We start from the raw sequence: 23,202 nt of genomic DNA on the forward strand, positions 1-23,202 counted from the left end.
GTCATCGATGGGTCAGCCGCGGGCGGGCGCCGGAGCGGGCGTCGACGCGGCCGGCGCGGTGCCGGCCGCGCGCAGCGGCGGCGCGTCGCTGGCAATGGCCGCCACCCCTGTTTGCGCGACCTGCGCGACCTGCGCGACCTGCGCGGACGAAGGGGACGAAGGGGACGAAGGGGACGAAGCGGACGAAGCGGGCGAAGCGGACGAAGCGGGCGAAGAGGACGAAGCGGCCACCGGAGCCGCGGCGCGCACGGTCGACACGATCTTCACGGCTTCGCCGGCCGTGATCGCATCGCCCGGGTTGTCGATCACGCGATCGGTCGCCGCGAGCCCCGCGACGATCTCCACGCGCGTGCCGAAATCGCGCCCGATCTGCACGGTCTTCAGCACGGTTCGCCCGTTCGTACCGACGGTGGCGACCGTCACGCCGTTCGGGCGGAACAACAGCGCACTGACCGGCAGGTCGAGCGCCGGCGCCGCGCTCGGCACGACGAGATGCGCCTGCGCATACGCACCGGGCATCAGCGCGCCGTCGCGGTTGTCGACGTCGATCTCGACGCGCAGCGTGCGCGTGACGGGATCGATCGCGCCCGCGGTGCGCGCGACACGCGCGGCAAAGCGTCGCCCCGGATACTGCTGCGTCGTCAGGTAGACGGAGGTGCCGGTCGATACGCCGGACGCGCTGTCCTGCGGCACGTCGACGAACACGCGCAGCGTGCCCGTCTGTTCGAGATGGAACAGTTCCCCGGGCAGGCCCGGGCTGCCCGGCGTGCCGCCCGCGGTGACCAGCGTGCCGACGTCGACGCTGCGCGCGGTGATCACGCCGTCGAACGGCGCGGTGACGGACTCGTACGACACGAGTTCGGCAAGGTGCGCGACGTTCGCCTGCGCGGACGCGAGCATCGCGCGCTTCGCGTTCATGTCCGCGACCTTCGTGTCGGTGTCCTGCTGCGAGACTGACTGCGTTTTCAGCATGTCCTGCCAGCGCTGCGCGGTCGATTTCGCGTAGTCGTAGTTCGCCTGCGCGCTCGCTTCGTCGGCGCGCGCCTGGCGCAACTGCGCGTCGAGATCGGGCGCCGAGATCTGCGCGAGCGTCTGGCCGGCCTTCACGTGCGTGCCGAGATCGACGCTCCAGTGCGCGATGTAGCCGCTCGTGCGCGCGTAGATCGATGCGTCCGCATAGGGCGCCACCGAACCGGGCAACGTCAGCGTCTGGTCGGCCGGCGCTGTGCCGGGCACGATGACCGAAACCGGCAGCGCCTGTTGTGCGGCAACCTGTGCACGCTGCGCGGCGCGTGCATCGATACGCGGCACGATGCCGAGCGCGAGCAGTGCGGCGGCCAGCGCGACGGCCGCGACGGGCACGGCCAGCTTGCGGCCGCGGCGGCCCGGCGGGGTGTCGGGCGCGGCGCCGCGCGCGGCGGACGTCACGGCGGTGGCTGCTGTGGCCGCCTCGGCGGCGGGCGGCGGGGCGACGGGTTCGATCGAGTCGTTCATGATGGGTCCGGGGTCGGGCGAATCGAAGGATGATGAGAAGGGGCGGCCGTCCGAGCTCAACGCAGCGCCGGCGTGTCGGGCGCGTGCTGCGTGCGCCGCGTGGCCGAGGCGTCGCGGCGCCGCGCGAGCCATGCGTGGACGAAGCCGAACAGCACCGGGACGAACAGCAGCGTCGAGCACGTGCCGAACGCGAGGCCGCCGATCACCGCGCGGCCGAGCGGCGCGTTCTGCTCGCCGCCGTCGCCGAGGCCGAGCGCCATCGGCAACATGCCGATCAGCATCGCGAGCGCGGTCATCACGACGGGCCGGAAGCGGCTGAAGCCGGCGTCGAGCGCCGCCTGCCACGGCGACGCGCCGCCCGCGAGCAGCTCGCGCGCCGCGTTCACGACGAGAATGCTGTTCGCGGTCGCGATGCCGATGCACAGGATCGTGCCGGTCAGCGCGGGCACCGACAGCGTGGTGCGCGTGACGAACAGCATCCACGCGATGCCGGCGAGCGATGCCGGCAGCCCGCCGACGATCACGAGCGGATCGAGCCACGACTGGAAATTGACGACCATCAGCAGGTAGACCAGCGAGATCGCGAGTACCAGGCCGCCGAGCAGGCCCGCGAACGACTCGTGCATCGCCTGCACCTGGCCGCGCAGCACGATCGACGAGCCGGGCGGCAGCTGCGCGCGCGCGGCGTCGACGAGCTTCGTCACGTCGGCCGTGACGCCGCCGAGATCGCGTCCCTGCACCGACGCGAAGATGTCGAGCACCGGCTGCACGTTGTAGTGCGACACCACGGCCTGCTGCGTCGAGCGCGAGAACGTGCCGAGCGCGCCGAGCAGGTTCTGCGCGGGCGCACCCGCGGCCGGGCCGCCGGCCGGCGTCTGCGGCGGGCGCGCGGTGCCGGCCGGCAGCGGCACGTTCGCGAGCGACTGCAGCGAATTCACCGTGTATTGCGGCGTCTGCACGAGCACCGGGTAGCTGACGCCGTTGCGCGGATCGAGCCAGAAGTTCGGCGTCGTCTGCGAACTGCCGGACAGCGCGATCAGCAGATTTTGCGCGACGTCACGCTGTTCGAGGCCGGCCTGGATCGCCTTCGTGCGGTCGACGTTCACGTCGATCGCCGGTTCGTCGCCGGGTTGCTGGATACGCGCGTCGACGAGCCCGCGCACGCCGCGCAGCTTCGCGAGCAGCGTATTCGCGACCGCGCGGTTCTGGTCGAGCTTGTTGCCGACGATCTGGATGTCGATTGGCGCGGGCAGCCCGAAGTTGAGGATCTGGCTGACGATGTCGGCCGGCAGGAACGCGAACGTCACGCCGGGGAACGACTGCGCGAGCACGTTGCGCAGCCTGGCGACGTATGCGGCGGTCGACGCGTGATTCGGCTTCAGCGTGACCAGCACGTCGGCATCCTCGGTGCCGATCGGATCCGAGGAATCGTACGTGAGGTTGATCCCGCTCACCGGCACGCCGATGTTGTCGAGCACGCCAGCGAGTTCGCCCGCCGGAATCACGCTGCGGATCTTCGCTTCGACCTCGTCGGTCAGCCGCGCGGTTTCCTCGATCCGCGTGCCGGTCGGTGCTCGCAGGTGCAGGCGGATCTCGCCGGTGTCGACCGACGGGAAGAAGTCCTGCCCGGCGAACGCGTAGAGGCCCGTCGACGCGACGCATGCGAGCAGGAACGCGGCCGCGAAGCGGCGGCGCCGCGCGATCGCCGCCGAGAGCAGCGCGCGATAGCGCAGCCGCACGGCCTCGAAGCGATGCTCGAACGCAGCCTGGAAACGCGCCAAATGCACGAGCGGCGCGAATACGCCGCGCGGCGGCCGGCCGTTTCCTTTTGCGCGCATCAGCGCCATCGCGAGGGTCGGCACCAGCGTGCGCGAGAAGAAGTACGACGCGATCATCGCGAAGATCACGGCCTCGGCCAGCGGCACGAACAGATAGCGCGCGACGCCCGTGAGCAGGAACATCGGCACGAACACGATGCAGATCGACAGCGTCGACACGAAGGTCGGCACCGCGATTTCTCCCGAACCGGTCAGGATCGCGTCCTCGAGCGGCGCGCCGAGCTCGAGATGATGCGTGATGTTCTCGATCGCGACGGTCGCGTCGTCGACGAGGATCCCGACCGCGAGCGCGAGCCCGCCGAGCGTCATGATGTTGATGGTCTGGCCGAGCGCGGACAGCGCGAGCAGCGACGTGAGCACCGCGAGCGGGATCGTGATCGCGATGATCAGCGTCGCGCGCCAGCTGCCGAGGAACAGCAGGATCATCAGCGCGGTCAGGCACGCGGCGATCAGCGCCTCGCGCACGACGCCCTGGACCGCCGCCTTCACGAACACCGACTGATCATCGAGCGGCGAAATGTGCAGCGCCTTCGGCAGCCCGGCCGCGATCTTCGGCAGCATCGCCTTCACCTGGTCGATGATCGTCAGCGTCGACGCGCTGCCGGTCTTCTCGACCGTCAGCAGCGCCGCGCGCTTGCCGTCCACCCGCACGATGTTGGTCTGCGGTGCGTAGCCGTCGCGAACGTGCGCGACGTCGCGCACGTACACGACATTGCCGCCGATCGTCTTCACCGGCAGATCGTTCAGCGCGGCGACCGTCTGCGTGCTGCCGTTCATCTGCACGTTGTATTCGTGCGTGCCGATCTTCGCGGTGCCGCCGGGCAGGATCAGGTTCTGCGCGTTGATCGCGTTCACGACGTCGATCGGCGCGAGCCCCTTCGCCTGCAGCGCGCGCGTATCGAGGTCGACGACGATCTGGCGGATCTTGCCGCCGAACGGCAGCGGGACCGCCGCGCCCTGGACGGTCGCGAGCTGCGTGCGGATGAAGCTGTTGCCGAGGTCGTACAGCTGCTGCTCGGCGAGCGTGTTGCTCGACAGCCCGAGCTGCAGGATCGGCACGGTCGACGCGTTGTACGTGATGATGTTCGGCGGCAACGTGCCGGGCGGCAGGATGCGCAGGATCGACGCGGCGTTGCTCGCGGCTTCCGCGATCGCGCGATTGATGTCGGCGCCCGGGTGGAAGAAGATCTTCACCACCGACACGCCGTTCAGCGACTGCGACTCGATGTGCTCGATGTCGTCGACGTCGGACGTGAGCGCGCGCTCGTAGTTCGACGTGATCCGCTTGGCCATGTCCTCCGCGGAGAAGCCGTTGTATGACCAGACGATGCTGACGACCGGAATGTCGATGCTCGGGAAAATGTCGGTTGGCGTGCGCAGCAGCGCAAGCGGTCCCGCGATGAAGATCAGCAGTGCGAGTACGACGAACGTGTAGGGCCTGCGTAACGCCAGCCGGACGATCCACATGATGGTGCTCCTCGAAGCAGGGCATGGATGCCGCGTGCGATGCGGCGAGCGTGCAGTCTGCCGGCGCGGCGTTGACCCGACCCTGACCCGAGGATTACGAAACCGTTATCTGTGCTGGCGCGCAGGTGCGCAGTGTCCGACCGGACGGGCCGGCCCGTGACCGACATGCGGCCGCGATCAGATGACAAGACCGTAATCGAAGCCTCACCTTCCGGAAAGCGCGCGAATCGCAGAATGGACACAACTCTTCATCACATCGATGCGGAGCGGATGTCCGGCCTGATCTGCGGACGCGAACATGCCATCTTGAGAGGTGAACATCATGAACAACCTAATTCGTGCGGTCCTGCTGTCCTGTGCGCTGAGCGCACCGGTCTTCGCATTTGCGCAAACCACCGACCATGCGGTCACGCGGGCCGACGTGCGCGCCGATCTCGTGCGGGTCGAGAAGGCCGGCTATAAGCCGGTCGGTAGCGATCCTTACTATCCCGCCGACATCCAGGCCGCGGAAGCGAAGATCGCCGCGCAGCCATCGCAATCGGTGGCTGCACGGCCGAGCGTCGCCGCAGAGACGACCGCGCAATCGCTCGCGTCGCTCGATACGGAGCAGCCGTACGAGCATCACTGAGCCCGATTTTCAACTGCCATCCGCGGCCCGAAGGAAGCGGCCGCGGATTTCGAATGCGTCGTGTGCCGGTCGGCGCCGTGCGCGCCGCGATCGTGAGAATGAACGTGTCGGGCAGTACATCGCACGCATGGTCGTGCCGGCGGCGCACCTTCGGTGCGCCCTCATCGAGTCTTTCCCGGGAGTTTCACCATGCATCCGACGCGCGCGAGGAAGAGCGACGGCAGCCGGTGCGGTGAATCAGCTTCCGGTTTACCGGTGTGCCATCCAGCAAGTAAAGCACTCGATCGCGCAGCACTGCCGGCGATTTTGATACCCGGCGTATTTCACGCCAGGTCAACACTGTGTCCAGATGCTCGTCATCCCGCAACGGCCGATGCGCATTTGAAATCGTTCTTCGGCGGCTTCGCGAAGCCTGTGTGGTAAGCAGCGGTGAAGGAGGGCGCATAAGCGTTGGCGCGGGTCCCACTCCACGCATGTGTATCCGAAAGCGTGCAGTGAATAGTCGGACCCGGCCCCGGAACAGCAGTCACTCTCCCGTCGACTTCCGGTCGCACCACCGTTTACGCGTCGTTCAACCAGGGCATTTCCACGGGCGACACGACCAGTTGCCGGAATTCTCGCTTCAGATCGAAGATGAACCCGACCAGGATCATGGAGTCGGCGTAGGGAATCGGAAAGACCTGCGGATTCTCCGGCGTCCGCAGGGGCCGCTCGGGCGTGTCCGCTGTCGCTGCGGCGTTCTCGCGAACGCTTTCCAGGTCGTCAGCCATGGCCGGGCCACCGGCTTTCAGCACACGGCTACGCAGCTCGCTGAAGGGTTCGATGCGCGCAGCGTCTTCGTGGTATTCGGGCACTTCATAAACGAACCAGGACATTGTCGTCTCCCATGAGAAGGGGCGCTATTCTAACGCTGCGCAAGGATCCACCAAACATCGACAGTCGGCTTGCGAGGCGTCTCCGCGTCTCAACTTTCAAGAACGCCTTGCGGGCGGTATCATTTGCGCTGCAATGAAGTATCAAATGATACTGAATGGGAGTCGCCATGTTACTCGTTACCCCTGAGGCCGTGGCTGCGGTCATGGGGCTGCGGCCGCTCCCGCATACGCTGGCGGAGCTGGAAGCGCTTGTGCGCGGCGGTCTGCCGAAGTCCGCGCTGCGCGCGGGCGTCGAACACGCGACGCAAGGCGCCGATGCTCGGCGCGCGCTGCTCGCCCGCATCATCCCCGAAGCGACCTACAAGCGCCGCCGCGATCGACTAACGCAAGACGAATCGGAGAAGACGGAGCGTCTGGCCCGGATCGTTGCAACGACCACCTACGTCTGGAACGACGAAGAGGACGCGCGGGAATTTTTGTCGACGCCACATCCTGAACTTGAGGGGCGGGCGCCGCTCGACGTCGCGCTGACCGAGCTCGGTGCGCGCAGGGTTGAAGAGTTGCTCTGGAAACTGTTCTACGGGCTACCGGCATGAAGTTGTTTCGCATCGGTGACACGCGACACACGATCTGGAGCGGCACCGGCGCGATGCTGGTCGGTGGCCGCTTTGATAGTCCGGGCCGGCCTGTCATCTACGCGGCGTCGACCTTCGCGGGTGCGATGCTCGAGGTGCTCGTGCATGCACGCATCGGCAAGGTGCCGAAAACCTACGGATGGGTCGAAGCAATCGTTCCCGACGACGTCAGCGTCGAACGCCATACGGCAGAAACGTTGCCGAGAGGATGGGATGCGGCGGCACTGCAGGCAGCACGGCAGTTCGGCGACGAATGGATGGCAGAATCGCGTACAGCACTCCTGATCGTCCCTTCCGTCGTCGTCCGTGCAGAGTTCAACGTGCTCGTGAATCTGGCGCATCCTGACACCGCGCGGATCATCGTGACGGATCCACAACCGGTCGTGTGGGACGAGCGACTTTTTGCCATACCGCCAGTTGGCCGATCATAAATGCTTGATGGTGGTCTGCTAACCAACCTTCGAAGCGTCGGTTGCTCGCTCGTACCGCGACGCACGGTTGGAAGCCGATGTGGGAACCCATTCCGAAGCTTAAGCGAGTCGACATCGAAGCGTATGGCTTCGGGCTCACGATTGATGGTGTCGGCGTACCGCTTATTGCACGAATGCGTAGAGACGCGAAAGATGTGCTGTCGGTCAAGATGCCGGAGCGGGATCCTCGGCAGATGAGTTTTCTCTAAACGTCAATTTCAACCTCGCCATCGACGTATGGCCGCTTATCCTTGCAGGGGCAAGGTGACCGAACTCGTTCCTGTGCAGGGGCGGTTGGGGGAGGCGACTGCTACCCCCTTAATCGCAGCTATAGCGGGCTACACCGGTCAAGTGCATGGAAATCCAAGGGCCCCCGTGTTGTGCCGCACAATACTTTCCGGTATCATTCACGCCCCCCACAAGCTGCGCATACGGATTTCGAGCGAGGCGTCCCGGCCTCGACCATCTTTGCGTATCACGATTCCGTTCGCATCCCGGCAGGCAACCCATTCTGGAGTCATGCTCGCGACGATCGTCGGCTCATCTGTCGAGGAGCATGTATTGGCAATTTCTGATCGGAACGATTCCACATCCCCTGAAATCACGGCCACGGCAAAAGCCGGCCGCCGTGTGTCAAAGGGAAAGCCCCAGGCCCTGACGCCGACGGACATCGCGTCACTGGCACGCCAGAATGAGGAGCGCCAGCACCAGATGCGCGCGTTGATCGCGCTCGGTCGCGAGCGCGGCTATCTCACCCACGCGGACATCAACGATCACCTGCCCGACAACTTTGCTCAAACGGCGGCGATGGACACCATCGTCAGCACGTTCAGCGACATGGGCGTGGCCGTGTACGAACAAGCGCCGGACGCCGAAGCGCTCCTGCTCACCGACGCTGCGCCGGCCGTGGCATCCGACGATCAGGCGGACGAGGAGGCGGAAGCTGCGCTATCGACCGTCGATTCCGAATTCGGCCGCACCACGGATCCGGTTCGGATGTACATGCGTGAGATGGGGGCCAGCGAACTGCTGACCCGCGCCGGTGAAATCGAGGTCGCGAAACGGATCGAAGATGGTCTACAGGACATGATTCAAGCGATTGCCGCGTGTCCGTCGATCGTGTCCACGATTCTTGCCGATGTCGACCGCATCGTGGCAGGCGAACTCCGCATCGACGAACTGGTCGATGGCATCAGTGTCGACGCCGATGAAAGCGAAATGACGCCGGAGTCCCAAGAAGAGGATGCGGAAGCACTCGCCGCCGACGATGATTCGGACGAAGACGACGTCGAAACGGATGCCGGGGATTCGGAGAAGGCGAACGCGGCGCGCCTCGAAGAACTCACGAACGACAGTCTTGCGATTTTCGCACGCGTGCGTGCACTGTTCGAGCAGTTGCCGGATGTGCCTGTCGCTGGCGGAGCCCGTTCCGCAGCCGCTGCGCAGGTGCGCATGGCGATCCAGTGTGAGCTCGCGCCGATCCGCTTTACCGCCAAGACCATCGACCGCCTGTGCGCAATTGTCCATGGGCAAGTGACTGAGGTTCGCGCGATCGAGCGCAGTATCCTGGCGATTGCTGTCGACCGTTGCGGCATGCCGCGCGACGCGTTTGTCGACTCGTTCCCGGGCCACGAGACCGATCTTGAATGGACGACCCGGGCGGCGGCGACCTCGCAGCAGTTTGGCGCGGCGCTCGAGCGGCATCAGCCGGCGATTCAGGCGGCGCAGCAGAAACTCGTCGACATCGAGTCCCGGGTCTCGTTGCCGCTCCAGCAGCTCAAGCAGATCAACCGCCAGATGAGTGCCGCGGAACTGAAAATGCGGCAGGCCAAGCGCGAGATGATCGAGGCGAACCTTCGTCTTGTCATTTCAATCGCCAAGAAATACGTGAACCGCGGCATGCAGTTCCTGGATTTGATCCAGGAGGGCAATATCGGCCTGATGAAGGCCGTGGACAAGTTCGAATACCGGCGCGGCTGGAAGTTCTCGACCTACGCGACCTGGTGGGTCCGGCAGGCTGTCACGCGTGCGCTCGCCGATCAGGCGCGGACCATTCGCGTGCCGGTCCACATGATCGAGACGATCAACAAGCTGAATCGGATATCGCGCGAAATCTTGCAACAGACAGGGCAGGAAGCGCATCCCGCAGTGCTGGCAAAGCGCATGGAGATGTCCGAGGAGAAAGTGCTCGGTATCCTCAAGATCGCCAAGCAACCTGTCTCGCTCGAAACCCCGGTGGGTGACGACGCCGATGCAACACTCGGCGACATGATCGAGGATGTCTCGGCGAGTTCACCGGCCGAGGCGGCGATTCACGCGAACATGCGCGCGGCGATCGACGAGGCACTCGCCGGGTTGTCGCCGCGCGAAGCCAAGGTTCTGCGGATGCGATTCGGGCTCGACACAAACTCCGATCACACGCTTGAAGAGGTCGGCAAGCAGTTCGACGTGACCCGCGAGCGGATCCGTCAGATTGAGAGCAAGGCGATGCGCAAGCTGATGCATCCCAGCCGTGCAGACAAGCTCAGGCCCTTTCTTGAGCGCTGAGGCAATTTCGTCTTTCACCCTCGAACTCACTTCGCTGGCCGGAACAAGTCGGCAGGCGGCATGCCCGGCGAGATTTGCTGCTACGTCGCCCTCGGGAAATTCAGGCAACGTGCCTTCGAAAACTGAAAAAACGAACCCGATTGACACGGGGCGTCATATCAGCCGCCAAGGCACGGTTGCCCCGGCGCGCGCGTTCGACATCGAACCGCGTGGCGGGCAACGCGCCGGGTGTGAATCCGCGCGCACGGCGCCGCGCGCGGCTTCGCTCGCCGTTACGCCGGGTTGCCGCTGCCGCCGGTGCCGCCGGTGGGCTTGCCAGCTGCCTTGCCGGCGTCACCCACCTTGCCGAGCAACGTCGCAGACGGCTGGCCGTTTCCTCCGAGCGCACCCTTCGATTTCAGCGCTTCGAGGTCCGAATCCTGGCCGGCCTGGCCTGGCTTGAACGGCGTCGTCAGGAACGCGGACGTCGACAGCGTGACGCCGGTTTCGTTCTTGATGGTCTGGGCAACCCCATTCGCCGCGGCCGCAACGACAGCGGGGTTCGTCAACGCGCTTTGATACGTCGGATTGGACGCGAGGCCCGACAGCAGCCCGTTCAGGTCCGTGCCCAGTTGCCCCGCCAGATAGGCCAGCAGCAGTTCGGTCAACGGCGTCACGTTGAACGTGCCGCCGCCGCTCGCGAACGAGTGCAGCGTGGTCGTCCCGTTCGTGCCGGTGATCGCGCACGGCCCCGCGAGCACAAACGTGACCGAGAAAGCGCCGTTCGCGTCGGCCGTGCCCGAACCGTTGCCGGTCGCACACACGATCGTGATCGCCGCGTTCGCCATCGCTGCGCCGGTCGCGGCCGTGCCGTTGATCGTGGCCGACGACGCATTCGAAGGCGTCGTGCTCGGACTGTCGTCACCTCCGCCACAGGCCGCGAGCGTACCCGCGAGCGCAAACGTGCCGACTTGCAATGCCCTCAGTGCCGCTTTCTTCATGGTCTTCATTGATTTTCTCCGTTAGATCAACCCGATTTTCCCGAGGACTCTCCGGTCCCTCGATCATTGAATGCTTGCCTCGCGCGCGGTCGACGGCTGCACGCCGTCAGCCGGCAGCGCCGCCTCCGTCGCGGGCGGCGCCACGCCGGCGGAATGCGCGTAGCGCTTGTAGGCATCGCGCATCCGGTAAAGCTGCGTCGCGAAGTACTCGGCGCTGAAGCGCCCCTGGTTGAGCAGGAACTGTTGCGCGTTGTAGGCAAAGTCGAGATTCTCGGCGCCGTCTTGCGCGAGATAGTTCGACGATCCGACACGCGTGCGGAAATTGAGCGAGAACTGCTCGGGCCCGTTGATCTGCACGATCCCCGGCTTCATGCCCTGGCGCGGCGTCAACGGGAAACTGACCGACGCGCCGACGAACGAGCCGTGGCCGCTATGCCATCCCTGCACGCTGAACGACACGTCGTCGAACCAGCGCGTCAACGTGATCAGCGGGCCCTTGTCGCCACCGACATAGCGCGCGACGCCCGCCTCGATCCACATCTTCCATGCGGGCTCGACCCATCGGTACGTGAGCAGCGCGTTCTTCTCCGCCGGCAGCGCATCCTTGCCCGGCTCGTGATGCAGATAGGCGAGCTTCAGCCGCACCACGTCGGGACGGCCCGGTACGAACGCGGTCGTCTCGTTCTCGACGCCCAGGTACTGGAGGTCGAACTTGCCGAGCGCGGTCACGTTGAAAACGCGCGGCGCAATCCAGAAGCTCTGCACGAGCGCAACGGTCGACAGCCCGCCGCGCAAGCGGTATTGGTCGTAGACGCGGCCGTTGTCCATGTTCTTGCTGTTCGCAATCGGCACGATCACGCTCGAATACAGTTCCGCGCCGCGCCACAGCGGCACGAAGCCCTGGATTTTCGCGCCCACGGAGTAGTCGAAGTTGCCGTACTCAGTGCCGTAGAGGTAGTGCGTGACCGGCGCGATCTGGATCCGTACGAGCCCGTGCGCGCGGGCGTTGCCTACCCACGCAATCGAATCAGCGTCGTGCGTCGGCCGCGTGCGCATCGACAGCGACGCGCCGGCGGCGGTCGACGCGCCACCCGCGACGAAGCGCGCGTAGTCCGCCCGATCGACGCTCACCTCGCCCACCGGCTCGTTCGCCTTCTTGATTACGATGCGCACGGTTTCGACGCCCTTCGGCGCGTACTCCGCCGCCGCGCCGAGCGCGATGCCCAGCGCGTCCGCCTCGTTCTGGTTGTAGCGGTGGTTTTCATATTCGACGACGAGATCCGCGCCCGCCATGCCGGCGCGCACGCGCTCGAGTCCGGCGTCCGTCAGCGCGCGCACGATCCTGTCGAGCGCCGCGGGGTCCGGCGCCGCGTCGACTGCCGGCGCGGCGGTCCGAACGAGATCCGGCGGCGTGTGAAGCGACGGCATGACTCGATCGTCGCGTGACGCATCCGCCGCCGCAGGCGTGGCAGGCTCGATTCGCGTGAATGCGCTGAGCGGCGCGAGCGCGGCCGCAGGTCGCAGCGTGTCGTCCGGCGCCGATGTGCCTGCCGCGACAACCGGCGCGTCGCTACACAAGCCGTCGCCGCAGCGCACGGCATCGAACCGCCGGCCGAGCGGAATCTGCACGCCGATCGAGAACGACGTGCGCGGCGCGATCCCGTCCGTATGCCTGAGCGAGCGCATCACGGTGCCCACGAGGCTCGCGTCGGCCAGCCACTTGATCGGCGGCGATTGGAAGCGGATGCCCGCATAGGGCGTTTTCGAATCGTGCTCCGCCAGCAGCGACAGGCCCGTGTGCCACAGCCGAAGCTCGGCGCCGCCGAACACCCCGTCGAGCCGGTCGCCGTGCCCGTAGCCGACCGTCAGCGTCGCGGGCCCGAGCACTTGCGATACGACACCGTAGGTGGACCGGAAGTAATGCGTTTGCCCGCCAACGTCATTGATGCCGATCGCGATGTCCGGCTGGTATGTGAAGAACTTCGGAATCGAGACCTTTGCGTTCGCCATCAGATGTCGAAGCACGATGTGGTCGTAGCCCGGCACCGTCGTGCGTACGTCGCCTGGATAGTTCGCCAGACCGCCGGATATCTCCACGTGCGGAAACAGGCCGATCGCGCCCCAGACGATGTCCGAACTCGTCGTCTGCTTCCCGAACCGTGGATCGATGTAGTTGTTGTATTGCCCCTCGAATGTTCCTTCAGGCAGCGTGAATCCGTATGGAATCAATAGCCCGCCGGACTGCCCCAGCGATGTCAGCACGGGCGTGCCCGCCGCACCAGCCGGCAGGGAAAATGCCACCGCTGCCCCCAGGGCAATGGCCGCCGGCTTGTTCGTGGTCGCGTTCGCACGTAGCTTGATCGTCATCGGTCGTGTACTTGATTGTTCGTATCGTGTGTGGCATCCGACATCGCCGAACGTCGACATGCACCGCCGCGGCACTGGCATCGCTCGTGGCCGTGAACGCTCATGCGGCGACGATGCGATCGAAGATCCCTCTCGATCCTCTACCCAACCCCGTCCCGCGGAACGGCGAAGTGCCCGCATCACGCGCGACGCACCGGTATGCATAACTCCGATCGCTGTCGCGCGCCGATCACATGGGACCGTGATCGACACATGGCACCGTGATGGACACATGGCAACGCCCCCCCCCAACATCGCGCGCCCGTTAGCGATTTGGCGCGCCCACCGCGTCCTGCCGCGTGGACCGTTCCCCGAAGCGACTCGCTCGCGCAATCAAGCCCGGCGACCGCAATCGGCACCGGGTGTCGTCAATATCATTTCATTCGTATAACTTATAATTAGACCGACTTTCACCCCATGCTCATGCGTCCGGCGATCGGGCCGACGCCGTGCGGTACACGTCCGCGGGCAATCGTTTCATTCAGACGTGCGCTTCCCATGGGTTCGCATGTCTCGCTGCTGTATTACGGATCGTTACCTATATGCGAGTAAGTCTAGTGGAAACCGGAAGCGCAATCTGCGCCGGATTCTTGATCAAATCCGACAACTTGAGTCGACGGAAATAAGCATGCCCGGGCGCGCGAACGGGATCGCCTTTCGCTTGAACACCGGATAAACCAGTATTGAATCAATCGCTTGATGCGTGCGTGCGCACCTTGGAGCGGCTCTAACAGTACCTCGACGTGCTCGCGCGATTTGGCTATGGCGATCGCGCTTCAATCGTGGCTTTTCATCCGGGTTATGCCGCCGTGACGACCTGGTCACTGGTCAAACTGTTGACCGTGGCAGGACCGTTAAATGACCGGGCCGCCGCACCGGACGTGGCGAAGCCGGGCGGTGCGCGTCTACCGGCGCGCAAACGCGGAGTCGCTGGAGTACCTCGTCGACAGAATGCCGGCAAGGATCATGGACGCGTTGAATCAGAGGCTGTTCGTCATGGACATGTGTCTGACGCTCGTGCGCTATGTCGTCGAAGGGCAGAGACTGAACGATATCCGGTCACTGTATGACTGGGACTACGCTGAAGCCTGGGGCGATAAAGATTACGCGGGCTTCCGGACAATCGACGACGCCGAACGCGCGCTGATCGAAGATGCGTTTCGGCGTAAGAATCTCGCGGTGCGGGAGGGCAATCCAAAATGTCTCGATGACGTCGTCTCCGCGCACGTCCGCGCGGCCGTCCAGCACCGATCGACCACGCCGACGAAGGCTGGGAGGCGTATTGCGAAGCATGTCGCCAAACCGAGTGCCGTGAGCGTGACGCACTCTATCCGACTCTTCACGTCGTGCTCAATGAGACCGCGGGCATGCCGCTACGCAGCTTGCTGGAGGCGGCGACACAGGCGGGGCCGACTTTTCTGCGGCAATGTGATCGACAGGGCGTACGCCATCGGCTGACTCCGTTCTTCGTCTATTCGGAGATGCGGGCATATCTGGCGCAGTCACGCTTTTCTCGCTTATGGAGTCAACTATATTCGGAGGTGCAATTGCATTAATTTGAATAAAAATTTCAAATAGTCTATGGCGATGGGATACATCCTGAATGACCTTGAATCGGTCCAGCTCGCGCATCGTCATCGTGGTCACGGGGATTCTCCGAGGGCGAGTGGTTGTTGATCCGCGCACTTGCCGAGGGCCTCGAATGGTCGTACGGCTGGAGCCTGCCGGCCGCGCAGCGCCTCCGCTTCCTGCTGGACTTCGGCTATGCGACCGGCCTGCGCGCGAGCGAGCTGGTCGGCGCGACGCTCGGCGACATCCGCCGGGACGAGCACGGCGATCACTGGCTGCACGTGCTTGGCAAGGATGGCAAGCTCGGCAAGGTGGCGCTACCGTCACTCGCTCGAACCGCGCTGGATCAATATCTCGTGCAGCGCGGGCTGCCGATCACGCTCGCACGCTGGGACCCGGCGACGCCGCTCGTTGCGAGCCTTGACGAGGATGGCGCGGGCATCGAACCCAGACGGCTCTGGCGCGTGCTGCGACGGTTCTTCATGCTGGTGGCCGATGCAATCCAGGACGATCGGCCGGCGACCGCCGAAAAGCTGCGCCGCGCGAGCCCGCACTGGATGCGGCACACCCACGCGTCGCACGCGCTGGCGCGTGGTGCTGAGCTGATCATGGTGCGCGACAACCGGCAGCACGCCTCGATCTCGACGACGTCCACCTACCTGCACAGCGACGAGGTGCAGAGAGCCCGGCAATTCGATCAGGCGTTTCGTTCTCGGGATTTCAAGCAGTAGGTCTGCTTATGGCACCTTAAGCATAAGCACAATAGATTTCATAACTTCAAGGCTTATGATAGAAAGTTGCGCTTCCCGTGTTCATCCCCCATGAGCGCGCCGGGTCCAGTCAGCTGCGCCGCCCGGGCGAGTGTCATTTCCCGGTGTCCTGGGCGCCGCGATTGAAGGCGACCGCCGGCCGCGCGCTGCCGGCTCCCCACGCCTCGGCCGGCCGCCCGACGTGCAGCGTATCGAGCAACTGTCCCATGCCGGCGAACACCCGGTAGGCGCTCGCGGCTTCCGCATACTGGCCGCCGATGTAATCGATGCGCGCGCTGTAATACTCGTTCTCGGCATTGAGCAGATCGAGCAGCGAGCGCTGTCCGATGCCGAACTGCAGCATGTACGCTTCGCGCGTCGCCGCACTGGAATCGACGTACTGCTTGAGCACGACCATCCGGTCGCGCGCGGTGAGGTACGCGTTGTACGCATGCGAAACGCTTTCCTGGATTTCGAGGCGCGTGCGATTGCGTTCCTCTTCCGCTTCGCGGATCTGCGCGTGCGCTTCGCCGATGCGCGCCTTGTCGGCGCCCCCTTGGAACAGGTTGTAGCGAAGACGCAGCATCACGCGGCGGTCGTTGGTCGGGCCGAGCACGCCGTCGCGGTCGTGGCTCGCGCTGAGCTCCAGGTCGAGGCGCGGCCACAGCGCGGCCTTGGCGCCGTCGTACCGGGCGCGTGCCTGGGCCACGTCCGCCTCGGCGCCGGCGAGCGAGGGGTGGTTCGCCAGCGCCGCGTCCAGCGCGAGGCGTTCGGTCGGCGGCAGCGCGCCTTCCGGCGCCACCGGCTTGACGAGCGCATCCGGGGCCGAGCCTACGAGACGGGCGTAAGCCACTTCGGCATCCTTCAGGCTGCTTTGCTCGGTGCGCAAGTTGTCCTGGGCCAGCGCCAGCCGGCTTTCCGCCTGGTAAAGGTCGGCGCGGCGCCCGACGCCGCGGTCGCTGCGCAGCTTGATCTGGTCGTGGATCCGGCGATGGGATTCGAGGTTGTCCTCGGCGGCGGCCGTCGTCTCCCGGCGGCGCAGCACCTCGAGATAGGCGCCCACCACGCGCAGCGCCACGTCCTCGGACGTGGAGGCGACGCGATTGGCGGACGAGTCGATGCGCGCCTGCTGACGCGCCACTTCGCTCCTGACCGCGAAGCCGTCGAACAGCATCTGCGACAACGTCACGTTGGCATTGCGATGCGTGAACGTGGTCCGGTTCAGGCCGAGCAGGCGGGTCTCCACATCGTCGCGCTGCTCCTTGCCGATCGACGCGTCGACGTCCACGCGCGGCCAGTAGCCGGCCCGCGCCTGCTTCAGGCCCTGATCGGCCGCTTCGCGGTTATACGTGGTGGCGCGGACTTCGGGGTTGGTTCTGATCGCTTGCTCGACTGCTTCCTGGAGACTTTGCGCGGCGGCGAGCGACGAGGCGGCGGCAAGCGCCGACGCGAGTGCGAGCACGGCTAGCAGCGGGTAGTTTCGGTTCATCGACTCGGTTTCCTGTCGCCTGTCGCCTGACGGCTGCCAGCAAGCAGCACGGCTCAGGCACGATCGGATATTTCGCGATGCTCGGAATCATGCGGCCGGCGCAGCTCGCCGGAATCACGTTGCGCCTTCTGGCAGCTTAGTCCATTCGACGGATTTCCCGTGAAGATATTCGCGTCGGTGCGCTGCGCAGGATGCGTCGGACCTGCCGCCGCGAGCGACGGCGTGCTGCATTCGATCGCGCGTGCACGCGTCGCTCGCGGGGCGTTCCGGCCGGCTAGACCTCCTGGACGTGGGGCAGCGGCGGCGGGGTGTAAGTGACGACGGTGCCGCTGCCTTGATCGTGCGAAAGCTGGAAGCCGCCGGCCGACAGGTTGCCCTGCAGCGCAACCTGCGCCGTGTGGGCGCCGTCGCTGACGGTCAGCGTGCCGCCCGTTCCGGTGTCGTTGGCCGTGAAGCTGAGCGTCGTGTGGTCGTTGAACAGGACATCCGCGAGATCGAGCGTATCGGCCGCGCCGAAGCCGCTGACCGTGCCGGTGAAGCCGGCGGACTGGTCCAGCTTGAGCGTACCGGCGGCGCCGTCGGCGAACGTCGTGTTTTCCGCGGACGCGCCGCCGAGCTCCAGGGTCGCGGCGCCGCTGATCGTCGCGCTGCCGGCGCCCGTCACGTCGCCGTGGATCGTCAGGTTGCCGTTGTTGGCCCACAGGTTGCCCGTGTTCGCTACGGCGCTGTCGATCACGAGGCCGCCGCTGCCGGTTGCCTCGAGCGTGCCCGTATTGACGACGGCGTGGGCGCCCGTGTCGATCACGAGCGCGTTGGCGCCGCTGGCGACGATCGTCCCTTCGTTGACGAGCGTCAGCTGGCCGGCGCCGAGCTGGCCGGCCCCGGCGATCGTGTTGTCGACGTTGACGAGCGTCGCGTCCGGCGTGCTGCCGAAGATGACGTTGTGGCTGTCGTCCGACAGCGTCACGTGACCGCCGCCTTCCAGCGTCGCGCTCCTGACCAGCACCTCGAACCGGGTCAGGTCGCCCGTCGATCCGAGCGCGATCGTGCCCGTGTTGTCGATCGTGCCGCCGACGGGAAGCATCGCGCCGTCGTTGACCGTCATGACGCCGGCGTTGGTCGTGACCGCCTCTTGGTCGAACACGAAATTGTCGCTGGTGAGGTCGGTGGCGTGAACGCCCGCCACCGTGATGGTCGCGCCGTCGCCCAGTGCAATCACCGCGTTGCCGTTGGCGTCGTCCGTCATGTGGGCCTGGACGTCGCTGAAGCTCGTGATGCCGGTGAATCCGACGAGGTCGATCTTGTCGGCGGCGAGGTCGAGATTGTGCAGCGTGTCGTTGCCGATCGGCTGCGCGAACACGAACAGGTCGTGGCCGGCGGATCCCGTGAGCTGATCGTCGCCGGACCACGCGAAGATCGGCGCGTTGGCCGCGAACGCTTCGACGTTGTCGGCGACCGTGACGGCCTGGTGGCTGCCGTCCGCGGCGGTCCAGGTTTCGGTCACGGTGAGCACCGTGGCGCCCGTGAAGGACGCGGGCGGCGTGACGGTGAGTGCGCCGAGATCGTTCGTCGGGACGAGCCATGCGCCGTTGCCGAGGTTGGTGCCGGCGTTCAGCGTCCAGCCGGACGGGATGCCGGCGATCGTCACCGCGAGGTCGGACGCATGGCCGGACGGATCGGCCAGCGCCAGATTGATCTCGGATCCGGCGACGCCGGCGGGCGCCGTGTGCGTCGAGGATCGCGTGTTGCCTGCCGTGTCCCACTCGGTCACGGTGAGGGAGTCCTTGTTGAGGTTGAGGCTCTGTTGCGTGAAGGCCCAGGTACCGGCGCTTTGTTGCGTTGCGCTGTAGTCGGCGTTGGTGGTGTTGTCGTGGACCGTCACTTTCCAGACGTTCGACGTGTCGGTGTTGGCTGTGAGCGTGTTCCCGCTGTATTGCCACGACAGCGTGGACGGGGCGGTGGTGTCGAGCGTGAAATTGAAGCTGGTCGCGTTCGAGATGTTGCCTGCCACGTCGATCTGGCGGACCTGGACGTTGTTCGTGCCTTCGATGGCGTTGAAGGTGGTGTTCCAGTGCGCACCGTTGTCGACGCTGTATTGCACTGTGGCGCCCGTTTCGATGCCGGTGAGGTTCAGCGTGCCGACATTGGTGATGTGGTCGGACGCGCTGCTGCCGGAATCGGTGGTCAGGGCCACGCCGGGCGCCGCGGCCGATGTGTCGAGCGTGAAGCTGAAGGACGTCGCCGACGAGGTGTTGCCGGCGACGTCGATCTGGCGGACCTGCACGTTGTTCGTGCCTTCCAGGGCGCCGAAGCTGGTGCTCCAGTGCGCACCGTTGTCGACGCTGTATTGCACGGTGGCGCCGGATTCGACACCGGACAGGTTCAACGTGCCGACGTTGGTGATGTGGTCGGAGGCGCTGCTGCCCGAGTCGGTGGTGAGGGCCACGCCCGGCGCGGCAGCCGACGTGTCGAGCGTGAAGCCGAACGACGTCGCCGACGAGGTGTTGCCCGCGACGTCGATCTGGCGGACCTGCACGTTGTTCGTGCCTTCGACGGCGCTGAAGCTGGTGCTCCAGTGCGCGCCGTTGTCGACGCTGTACTGCACGGTGGCGCCGGTTTCGATGCCGGTGAGGTTCAACGTGCCGACATTGGTGATGTGGTCGGACGCGCTGCTGCCGGAGTCGGTGGTCAGGGCAACACCGGGTGCAGCCGCCGACGTGTCGAGCGTGAAGCTGAACGACGTCGCGGCCGACGTATTGCCTGCGACGTCGATCTGGCGGACCTGCACGTTGTTCGTGCCTTCCAGGGCACCGAAGCTGGTGCTCCAGTGCGCCCCGTTGTCGACGCTGTACTGCACGGTGGCCCCGGTTTCGATGCCGGTCAGGTTCAGTGTGCCGACATTGGTGATGTGGTCGGACGCGTTGCTGCCGGAGTCCGTGGTCAGGGCAACGCCCGGCGCGGCGGCGGAGGTATCGAGCGTGAAGCCGAACGACGTCGCGGCCGACGTATTGCCCGCCACGTCGATTTGGCGGACCTGCACGTTGTTCACGCCTTCCAGGGCACCGAAGCTGGTGCTCCAGTGCGCCCCGTTGTCGACGCTGTACTGCACGGTGGCACCATTCTCGACACCCGTCAGGTTCAACGTGCCGACATTGGTGACGTGATCGGACGCGCTGCTGCCCGAATCGGTGGTGAGGGCGACACCGGGTGCAGCCGCAGAGGTATCGAGCGTAAAGCTGAACGACGTGGGATCGGACGTGTTGCCGGCGATATCGGTCTGCCGGACCTGTACGTCGTTCACGCCTTCGGTGGCATTGAAGCTGGTGCTCCACATATGACCACCATCGGTCGAGTATTCGATGGTCGCGCCGGTTTCGACACCGGTCAGGTTCAGCGTGCCGACATTGGTGATGTGATCGGATGCGCTGCTGCCGGAATCGGTGGTGAGCGCGACACCGGGGGCGGCAGCCGACGTGTCGAGCGTGAAGCTGAACGAAGTCGGATCGGACGTGTTGCCGGCGATATCGGTCTGCCGGACCTGTACGTCGTTCAGGCCTTCGGTGGCGCTGAAACTGGTGCTCCAGGTATGACCGCCATCGGTCGAATATTCGACAGTGGCGCCGGTTTCGACGCCGGCCAGGTTCAGCGTGCCGACATTGGTGATGTGATCGGACGCACTGCTGCCGGAATCGGTGGCGAGCGCCACACCGGGCGCAGCGGCCGACGTATCGAGCGTAAAACTGAACGACGTTGCCGACGACGTGTTGCCGGCGATATCGGTTTGCCGGACCTGTACGTCGTTCAGGCCTTCGGTCGCGCTGAAGCTGGTGCTCCAGGTATGACCGCCATCGATCGAATATTCGACGGTCGCACCGGTTTCGACACCGGTCAGGTTCAGCATGCCGACGTTGGTGATGTGATCGGAGGCACTGCTGCCGGAATCGGTGGCGAGCGCCACACCGGGCGCAGCGGCCGACGTATCGAGCGTAAAGCTGAACGACGTTGCCGACGACGTGTTGCCGGCGATATCGGTTTGCCGGACCTGTACGTCGCTCACGCCTTCGACGGCGGTGAAACTGGTGCTCCACGAATGGCCGCCGTCGATCGAATATTCGACGGTGGCGCCGGTTTCGACGCCGGTGAGGTTCAACGTGCCGACATTGGTGACGTGATCGGACGCGCTGCTGCCGGAATCGGTGGTGAGGGCAACGCCCGGTGCAGCCGCCGACGTGTCGAGCGTGAAGCTGAACGAAGTCGAATCGGACGTGTTGCCGGCGATATCGGTCTGCCGGACCTGCACATCGTTCAGGCCTTCGGTCGCGCTGAAACTGGTGTTCCAGGTATGACCGCCATCGATCGAATATTCGACGGTGGCGCCGGTTTCGACGCCGGTCAGGTTCAACTTACCGACATTGGTGACGTGATCAACAGCGCTGCTGCCCGAATCGACCGCCAGCGCCACACCCGGCGCGGCAGCCGAGGTATCGAGCGTGAAACTGAACGACGTCGCCGCCGACGTGTTGCCTGCGACGTCAACCTGCCGGACCTGCACGTTGTTCAACCCTTCGACGGCACTGAAGCTGGTGTTCCAATGCGCACCGTTATCGACGCTGTACTGCACGGTGGCGCCGGTTTCGATGCCGGTCAGGTTCAGCGTGCCGACATTGGTGATGTGGTCGGACGCGCTGCTGCCGGAATCGGTGGTCAGGGCGACACCGGGCGCAGCGGCCGACGTGTCGAGCGTAAAGCTGAACGACGTTACCGACGACGTGTTGCCGGCGATATCGGTCTGCCGGACCTGGACGTTGTTCGTGCCTTCGATGGCGTTGAAGCTGGTGCTCCAGTGCGTGCCGTTGTCGACGCTGTACTGCACCGTGGCGCCGGATTCGACACCGGTCAGGTTCAACGTGCCGACATTGGTGACGTGGTCGGACGCGCTGCTGCCGGAATCGGTGGTGAGCGCCACCCCGGGCGCGGCAGCCGACGTGTCGAGCGTGAAATTGAACGACGTCGCCGACGAGGTGTTGCCCGCGACGTCGATCTGGCGGACCTGCACGTTGTTCGTGCCTTCCAGTGCACCGAAACTGGTGCTCCAGTGCGCGCCGTTGTCGATGCTGTATTGCACGGTGGCGCCGGTTTCGATGCCGGTGAGGTTCAACGTCCCGACATTACTGACGTGATCGGACGCACTGCTGCCCGAATCGGTGGTGAGTGCGACACCGGGGGCAGCCGCCGAGGTGTCGAGCGTGAAGCTGAACGACGTCGCAGCCGACGTATTGCCTGCCACGTCGATCTGGCGGACCTGCACGTTGTTCGTGCCTTCGAGCGCACCGAAGCTGGTGCTCCAGTGCGCGCCGTTATCGACGCTGTACTGCACGGTGGCGCCGGTTTCGATGCCGGTGAGGTTCAACGTCCCGACATTACTGACGTGATCGGACGCACTGCTGCCCGAATCGGTGGTGAGCGCCACGCCCGGTGCAGCCGCCGAGGTGTCGAGCGTGAAGCTGAACGACGTCGCAGCCGACGTATTGCCTGCCACGTCGATCTGGCGGACCTGCACGTTGTTCGTGCCTTCGAGTGCACCGAAGCTGGTGCTCCAGTGCGCGCCGTTGTCGATGCTGTATTGCACGGTGGCGCCGGTTTCGATGCCGGTGAGGTTCAACGTCCCGACATTACTGACGTGATCGGACGCACTGCTGCCCGAATCGGTGGTGAGTGCGACACCGGGGGCAGCCGCCGAGGTATCGAGCGTGAAGCTGAATGACGTCGCCGCCGACGTGTTGCCGGCGACGTCGATCTGCCGGACCTGCACGTCGTTCGTGCCTTCGATGGCGTTGAAGCTGGTGTTCCAGTGCGCGCCGTTGTCGATGCTGTATTGCACGGTGGCGCCGGTTTCGACGCCGGTCAGGTTCAACGTACCGACATTGGTGACGTGATCAACAGCGCTGCTGCCCGAATCGACCGCCAGCGCCACACCGGGCGCGGCAGCCGCCGTATCGAGCGTGAAGCTGAACGACGTCGCCGCCGACGTGTTGCCGGCGACGTCAACCTGCCG

The 23,202-nt window shown here is 65.5% G+C and carries 12 protein-coding genes and 2 pseudogenes; 6 read left to right on the top strand and 8 right to left on the bottom strand.

Annotation, left to right across the window (positions count from 1 at the left end):
- Positions 1-12: 12 nt before the first annotated feature.
- Positions 13-1,494: an efflux RND transporter periplasmic adaptor subunit gene (locus DID99_RS11060; RefSeq protein ID WP_124666659.1), complete on the bottom strand. Its 1,482-nt coding sequence runs from the start codon at positions 1,492-1,494 to the stop codon at positions 13-15.
- 56 nt (positions 1,495-1,550) lie between these two features.
- On the bottom strand, positions 1,551-4,799 hold the full coding sequence (locus tag DID99_RS11065; protein ID WP_124666660.1) for an efflux RND transporter permease subunit: 3,249 nt from the start codon (positions 4,797-4,799) through the stop codon (positions 1,551-1,553).
- 322 nt (positions 4,800-5,121) lie between these two features.
- Between DID99_RS11065 and DID99_RS11070 the strand changes: the two genes are divergently transcribed.
- A complete protein-coding gene (locus tag DID99_RS11070; protein WP_124519845.1) occupies positions 5,122-5,427 on the top strand; it encodes a DUF4148 domain-containing protein in 306 nt (101 codons plus the stop codon).
- Between the two features lie 229 nt (positions 5,428-5,656).
- On the opposite strand, the pseudogene DID99_RS37810 reads toward DID99_RS11070, so the two are convergent.
- Together DID99_RS37810 and DID99_RS11080 are read right to left on the bottom strand one after the other, a co-directional pair.
- A pseudogene (locus tag DID99_RS37810) lies at positions 5,657-5,882 on the bottom strand (ISNCY family transposase); the annotation flags it as partial.
- Positions 5,883-5,987: 105 nt separating this feature from the next.
- Positions 5,988-6,302, bottom strand: coding sequence for a helicase (locus tag DID99_RS11080; protein WP_124487255.1), 315 nt, complete (start codon positions 6,300-6,302; stop codon positions 5,988-5,990).
- A 167-nt stretch (positions 6,303-6,469) separates the two neighbouring features.
- On the opposite strand from DID99_RS11080, the gene DID99_RS11085 reads away from it, so the two are divergent.
- The 3 genes from DID99_RS11085 (at position 6,470) to rpoD (ending at position 9,954) form a co-directional block, all read left to right on the top strand.
- Positions 6,470-6,898 (top strand): antitoxin Xre/MbcA/ParS toxin-binding domain-containing protein, encoded by a 429-nt coding sequence (locus tag DID99_RS11085; protein WP_124519844.1) that lies wholly within the window; start codon positions 6,470-6,472, stop codon positions 6,896-6,898.
- A complete protein-coding gene (locus DID99_RS11090; protein WP_124519843.1) occupies positions 6,895-7,368 on the top strand; it encodes an RES family NAD+ phosphorylase in 474 nt (157 codons plus the stop codon). The genes DID99_RS11085 and DID99_RS11090 overlap by 4 nt, the downstream gene beginning before the upstream one ends.
- A 558-nt stretch (positions 7,369-7,926) precedes the next feature.
- The gene (gene rpoD / locus DID99_RS11095) at positions 7,927-9,954 is read left to right on the top strand and encodes an RNA polymerase sigma factor RpoD (protein WP_260444566.1); all 2,028 of its coding nucleotides are present in this window, start codon (positions 7,927-7,929) and stop codon (positions 9,952-9,954) included.
- A 272-nt stretch (positions 9,955-10,226) separates the two neighbouring features.
- On the opposite strand, the gene DID99_RS11100 is transcribed toward rpoD, so the two are convergent.
- Both DID99_RS11100 and DID99_RS11105 read right to left on the bottom strand, forming a co-directional pair.
- The gene (locus DID99_RS11100) at positions 10,227-10,943 is read right to left on the bottom strand and encodes a carboxypeptidase regulatory-like domain-containing protein (RefSeq protein ID WP_124519842.1); all 717 of its coding nucleotides are present in this window, start codon (positions 10,941-10,943) and stop codon (positions 10,227-10,229) included.
- A 54-nt stretch (positions 10,944-10,997) separates the two neighbouring features.
- On the bottom strand, positions 10,998-13,553 hold the full coding sequence (locus DID99_RS11105) for a YjbH domain-containing protein (protein ID WP_409362696.1): 2,556 nt from the start codon (positions 13,551-13,553) through the stop codon (positions 10,998-11,000).
- Between the two features lie 645 nt (positions 13,554-14,198).
- On the opposite strand from DID99_RS11105, the gene DID99_RS11110 reads away from it, so the two are divergent.
- Positions 14,199-14,798 (top strand): hypothetical protein, encoded by a 600-nt coding sequence (locus DID99_RS11110; protein ID WP_124666661.1) that lies wholly within the window; start codon positions 14,199-14,201, stop codon positions 14,796-14,798.
- Positions 14,799-14,983: 185 nt separating this feature from the next.
- Positions 14,984-15,640 (top strand): annotated as a pseudogene (locus DID99_RS11115) (tyrosine-type recombinase/integrase); the annotation flags it as partial.
- Positions 15,641-15,773: 133 nt separating this feature from the next.
- Here DID99_RS11115 and DID99_RS11120 read toward each other — a convergent pair.
- Positions 15,774-17,147 (bottom strand): TolC family outer membrane protein, encoded by a 1,374-nt coding sequence (locus tag DID99_RS11120; RefSeq protein WP_124570992.1) that lies wholly within the window; start codon positions 17,145-17,147, stop codon positions 15,774-15,776.
- Between the two features lie 274 nt (positions 17,148-17,421).
- On the bottom strand, positions 17,422-23,202 hold a 5,781-nt coding region (locus tag DID99_RS11125), incomplete at its 5' end, for an Ig-like domain-containing protein (RefSeq protein WP_260444567.1).

Source organism: Burkholderia sp. Bp8986, assembly GCF_003854225.1.
In the GTDB taxonomy this organism is placed as follows: Bacteria; Pseudomonadota; Gammaproteobacteria; order Burkholderiales; family Burkholderiaceae; genus Burkholderia.

Excerpts from the sequence above, each read along its gene's own strand:
- DID99_RS11060 (WP_124666659.1), bottom strand. The coding sequence starts at position 1,494 with ATGAACGACTCGATCGAACCCGTCGCCCCGCCGCCCGCCGCCGAGGCG.
- DID99_RS11065 (WP_124666660.1), bottom strand. The coding sequence starts at position 4,799 with ATGTGGATCGTCCGGCTGGCGTTACGCAGGCCCTACACGTTCGTCGTA.
- DID99_RS11070 (WP_124519845.1), top strand. The coding sequence starts at position 5,122 with ATGAACAACCTAATTCGTGCGGTCCTGCTGTCCTGTGCGCTGAGCGCA.
- DID99_RS11080 (WP_124487255.1), bottom strand. The coding sequence starts at position 6,302 with ATGTCCTGGTTCGTTTATGAAGTGCCCGAATACCACGAAGACGCTGCG.
- DID99_RS11085 (WP_124519844.1), top strand. The coding sequence starts at position 6,470 with ATGTTACTCGTTACCCCTGAGGCCGTGGCTGCGGTCATGGGGCTGCGG.
- DID99_RS11090 (WP_124519843.1), top strand. The coding sequence starts at position 6,895 with ATGAAGTTGTTTCGCATCGGTGACACGCGACACACGATCTGGAGCGGC.
- rpoD (WP_260444566.1), top strand. The coding sequence starts at position 7,927 with ATGCTCGCGACGATCGTCGGCTCATCTGTCGAGGAGCATGTATTGGCA.
- DID99_RS11100 (WP_124519842.1), bottom strand. The coding sequence starts at position 10,943 with ATGAAGACCATGAAGAAAGCGGCACTGAGGGCATTGCAAGTCGGCACG.
- DID99_RS11110 (WP_124666661.1), top strand. The coding sequence starts at position 14,199 with ATGACCGGGCCGCCGCACCGGACGTGGCGAAGCCGGGCGGTGCGCGTC.
- DID99_RS11120 (WP_124570992.1), bottom strand. The coding sequence starts at position 17,147 with ATGAACCGAAACTACCCGCTGCTAGCCGTGCTCGCACTCGCGTCGGCG.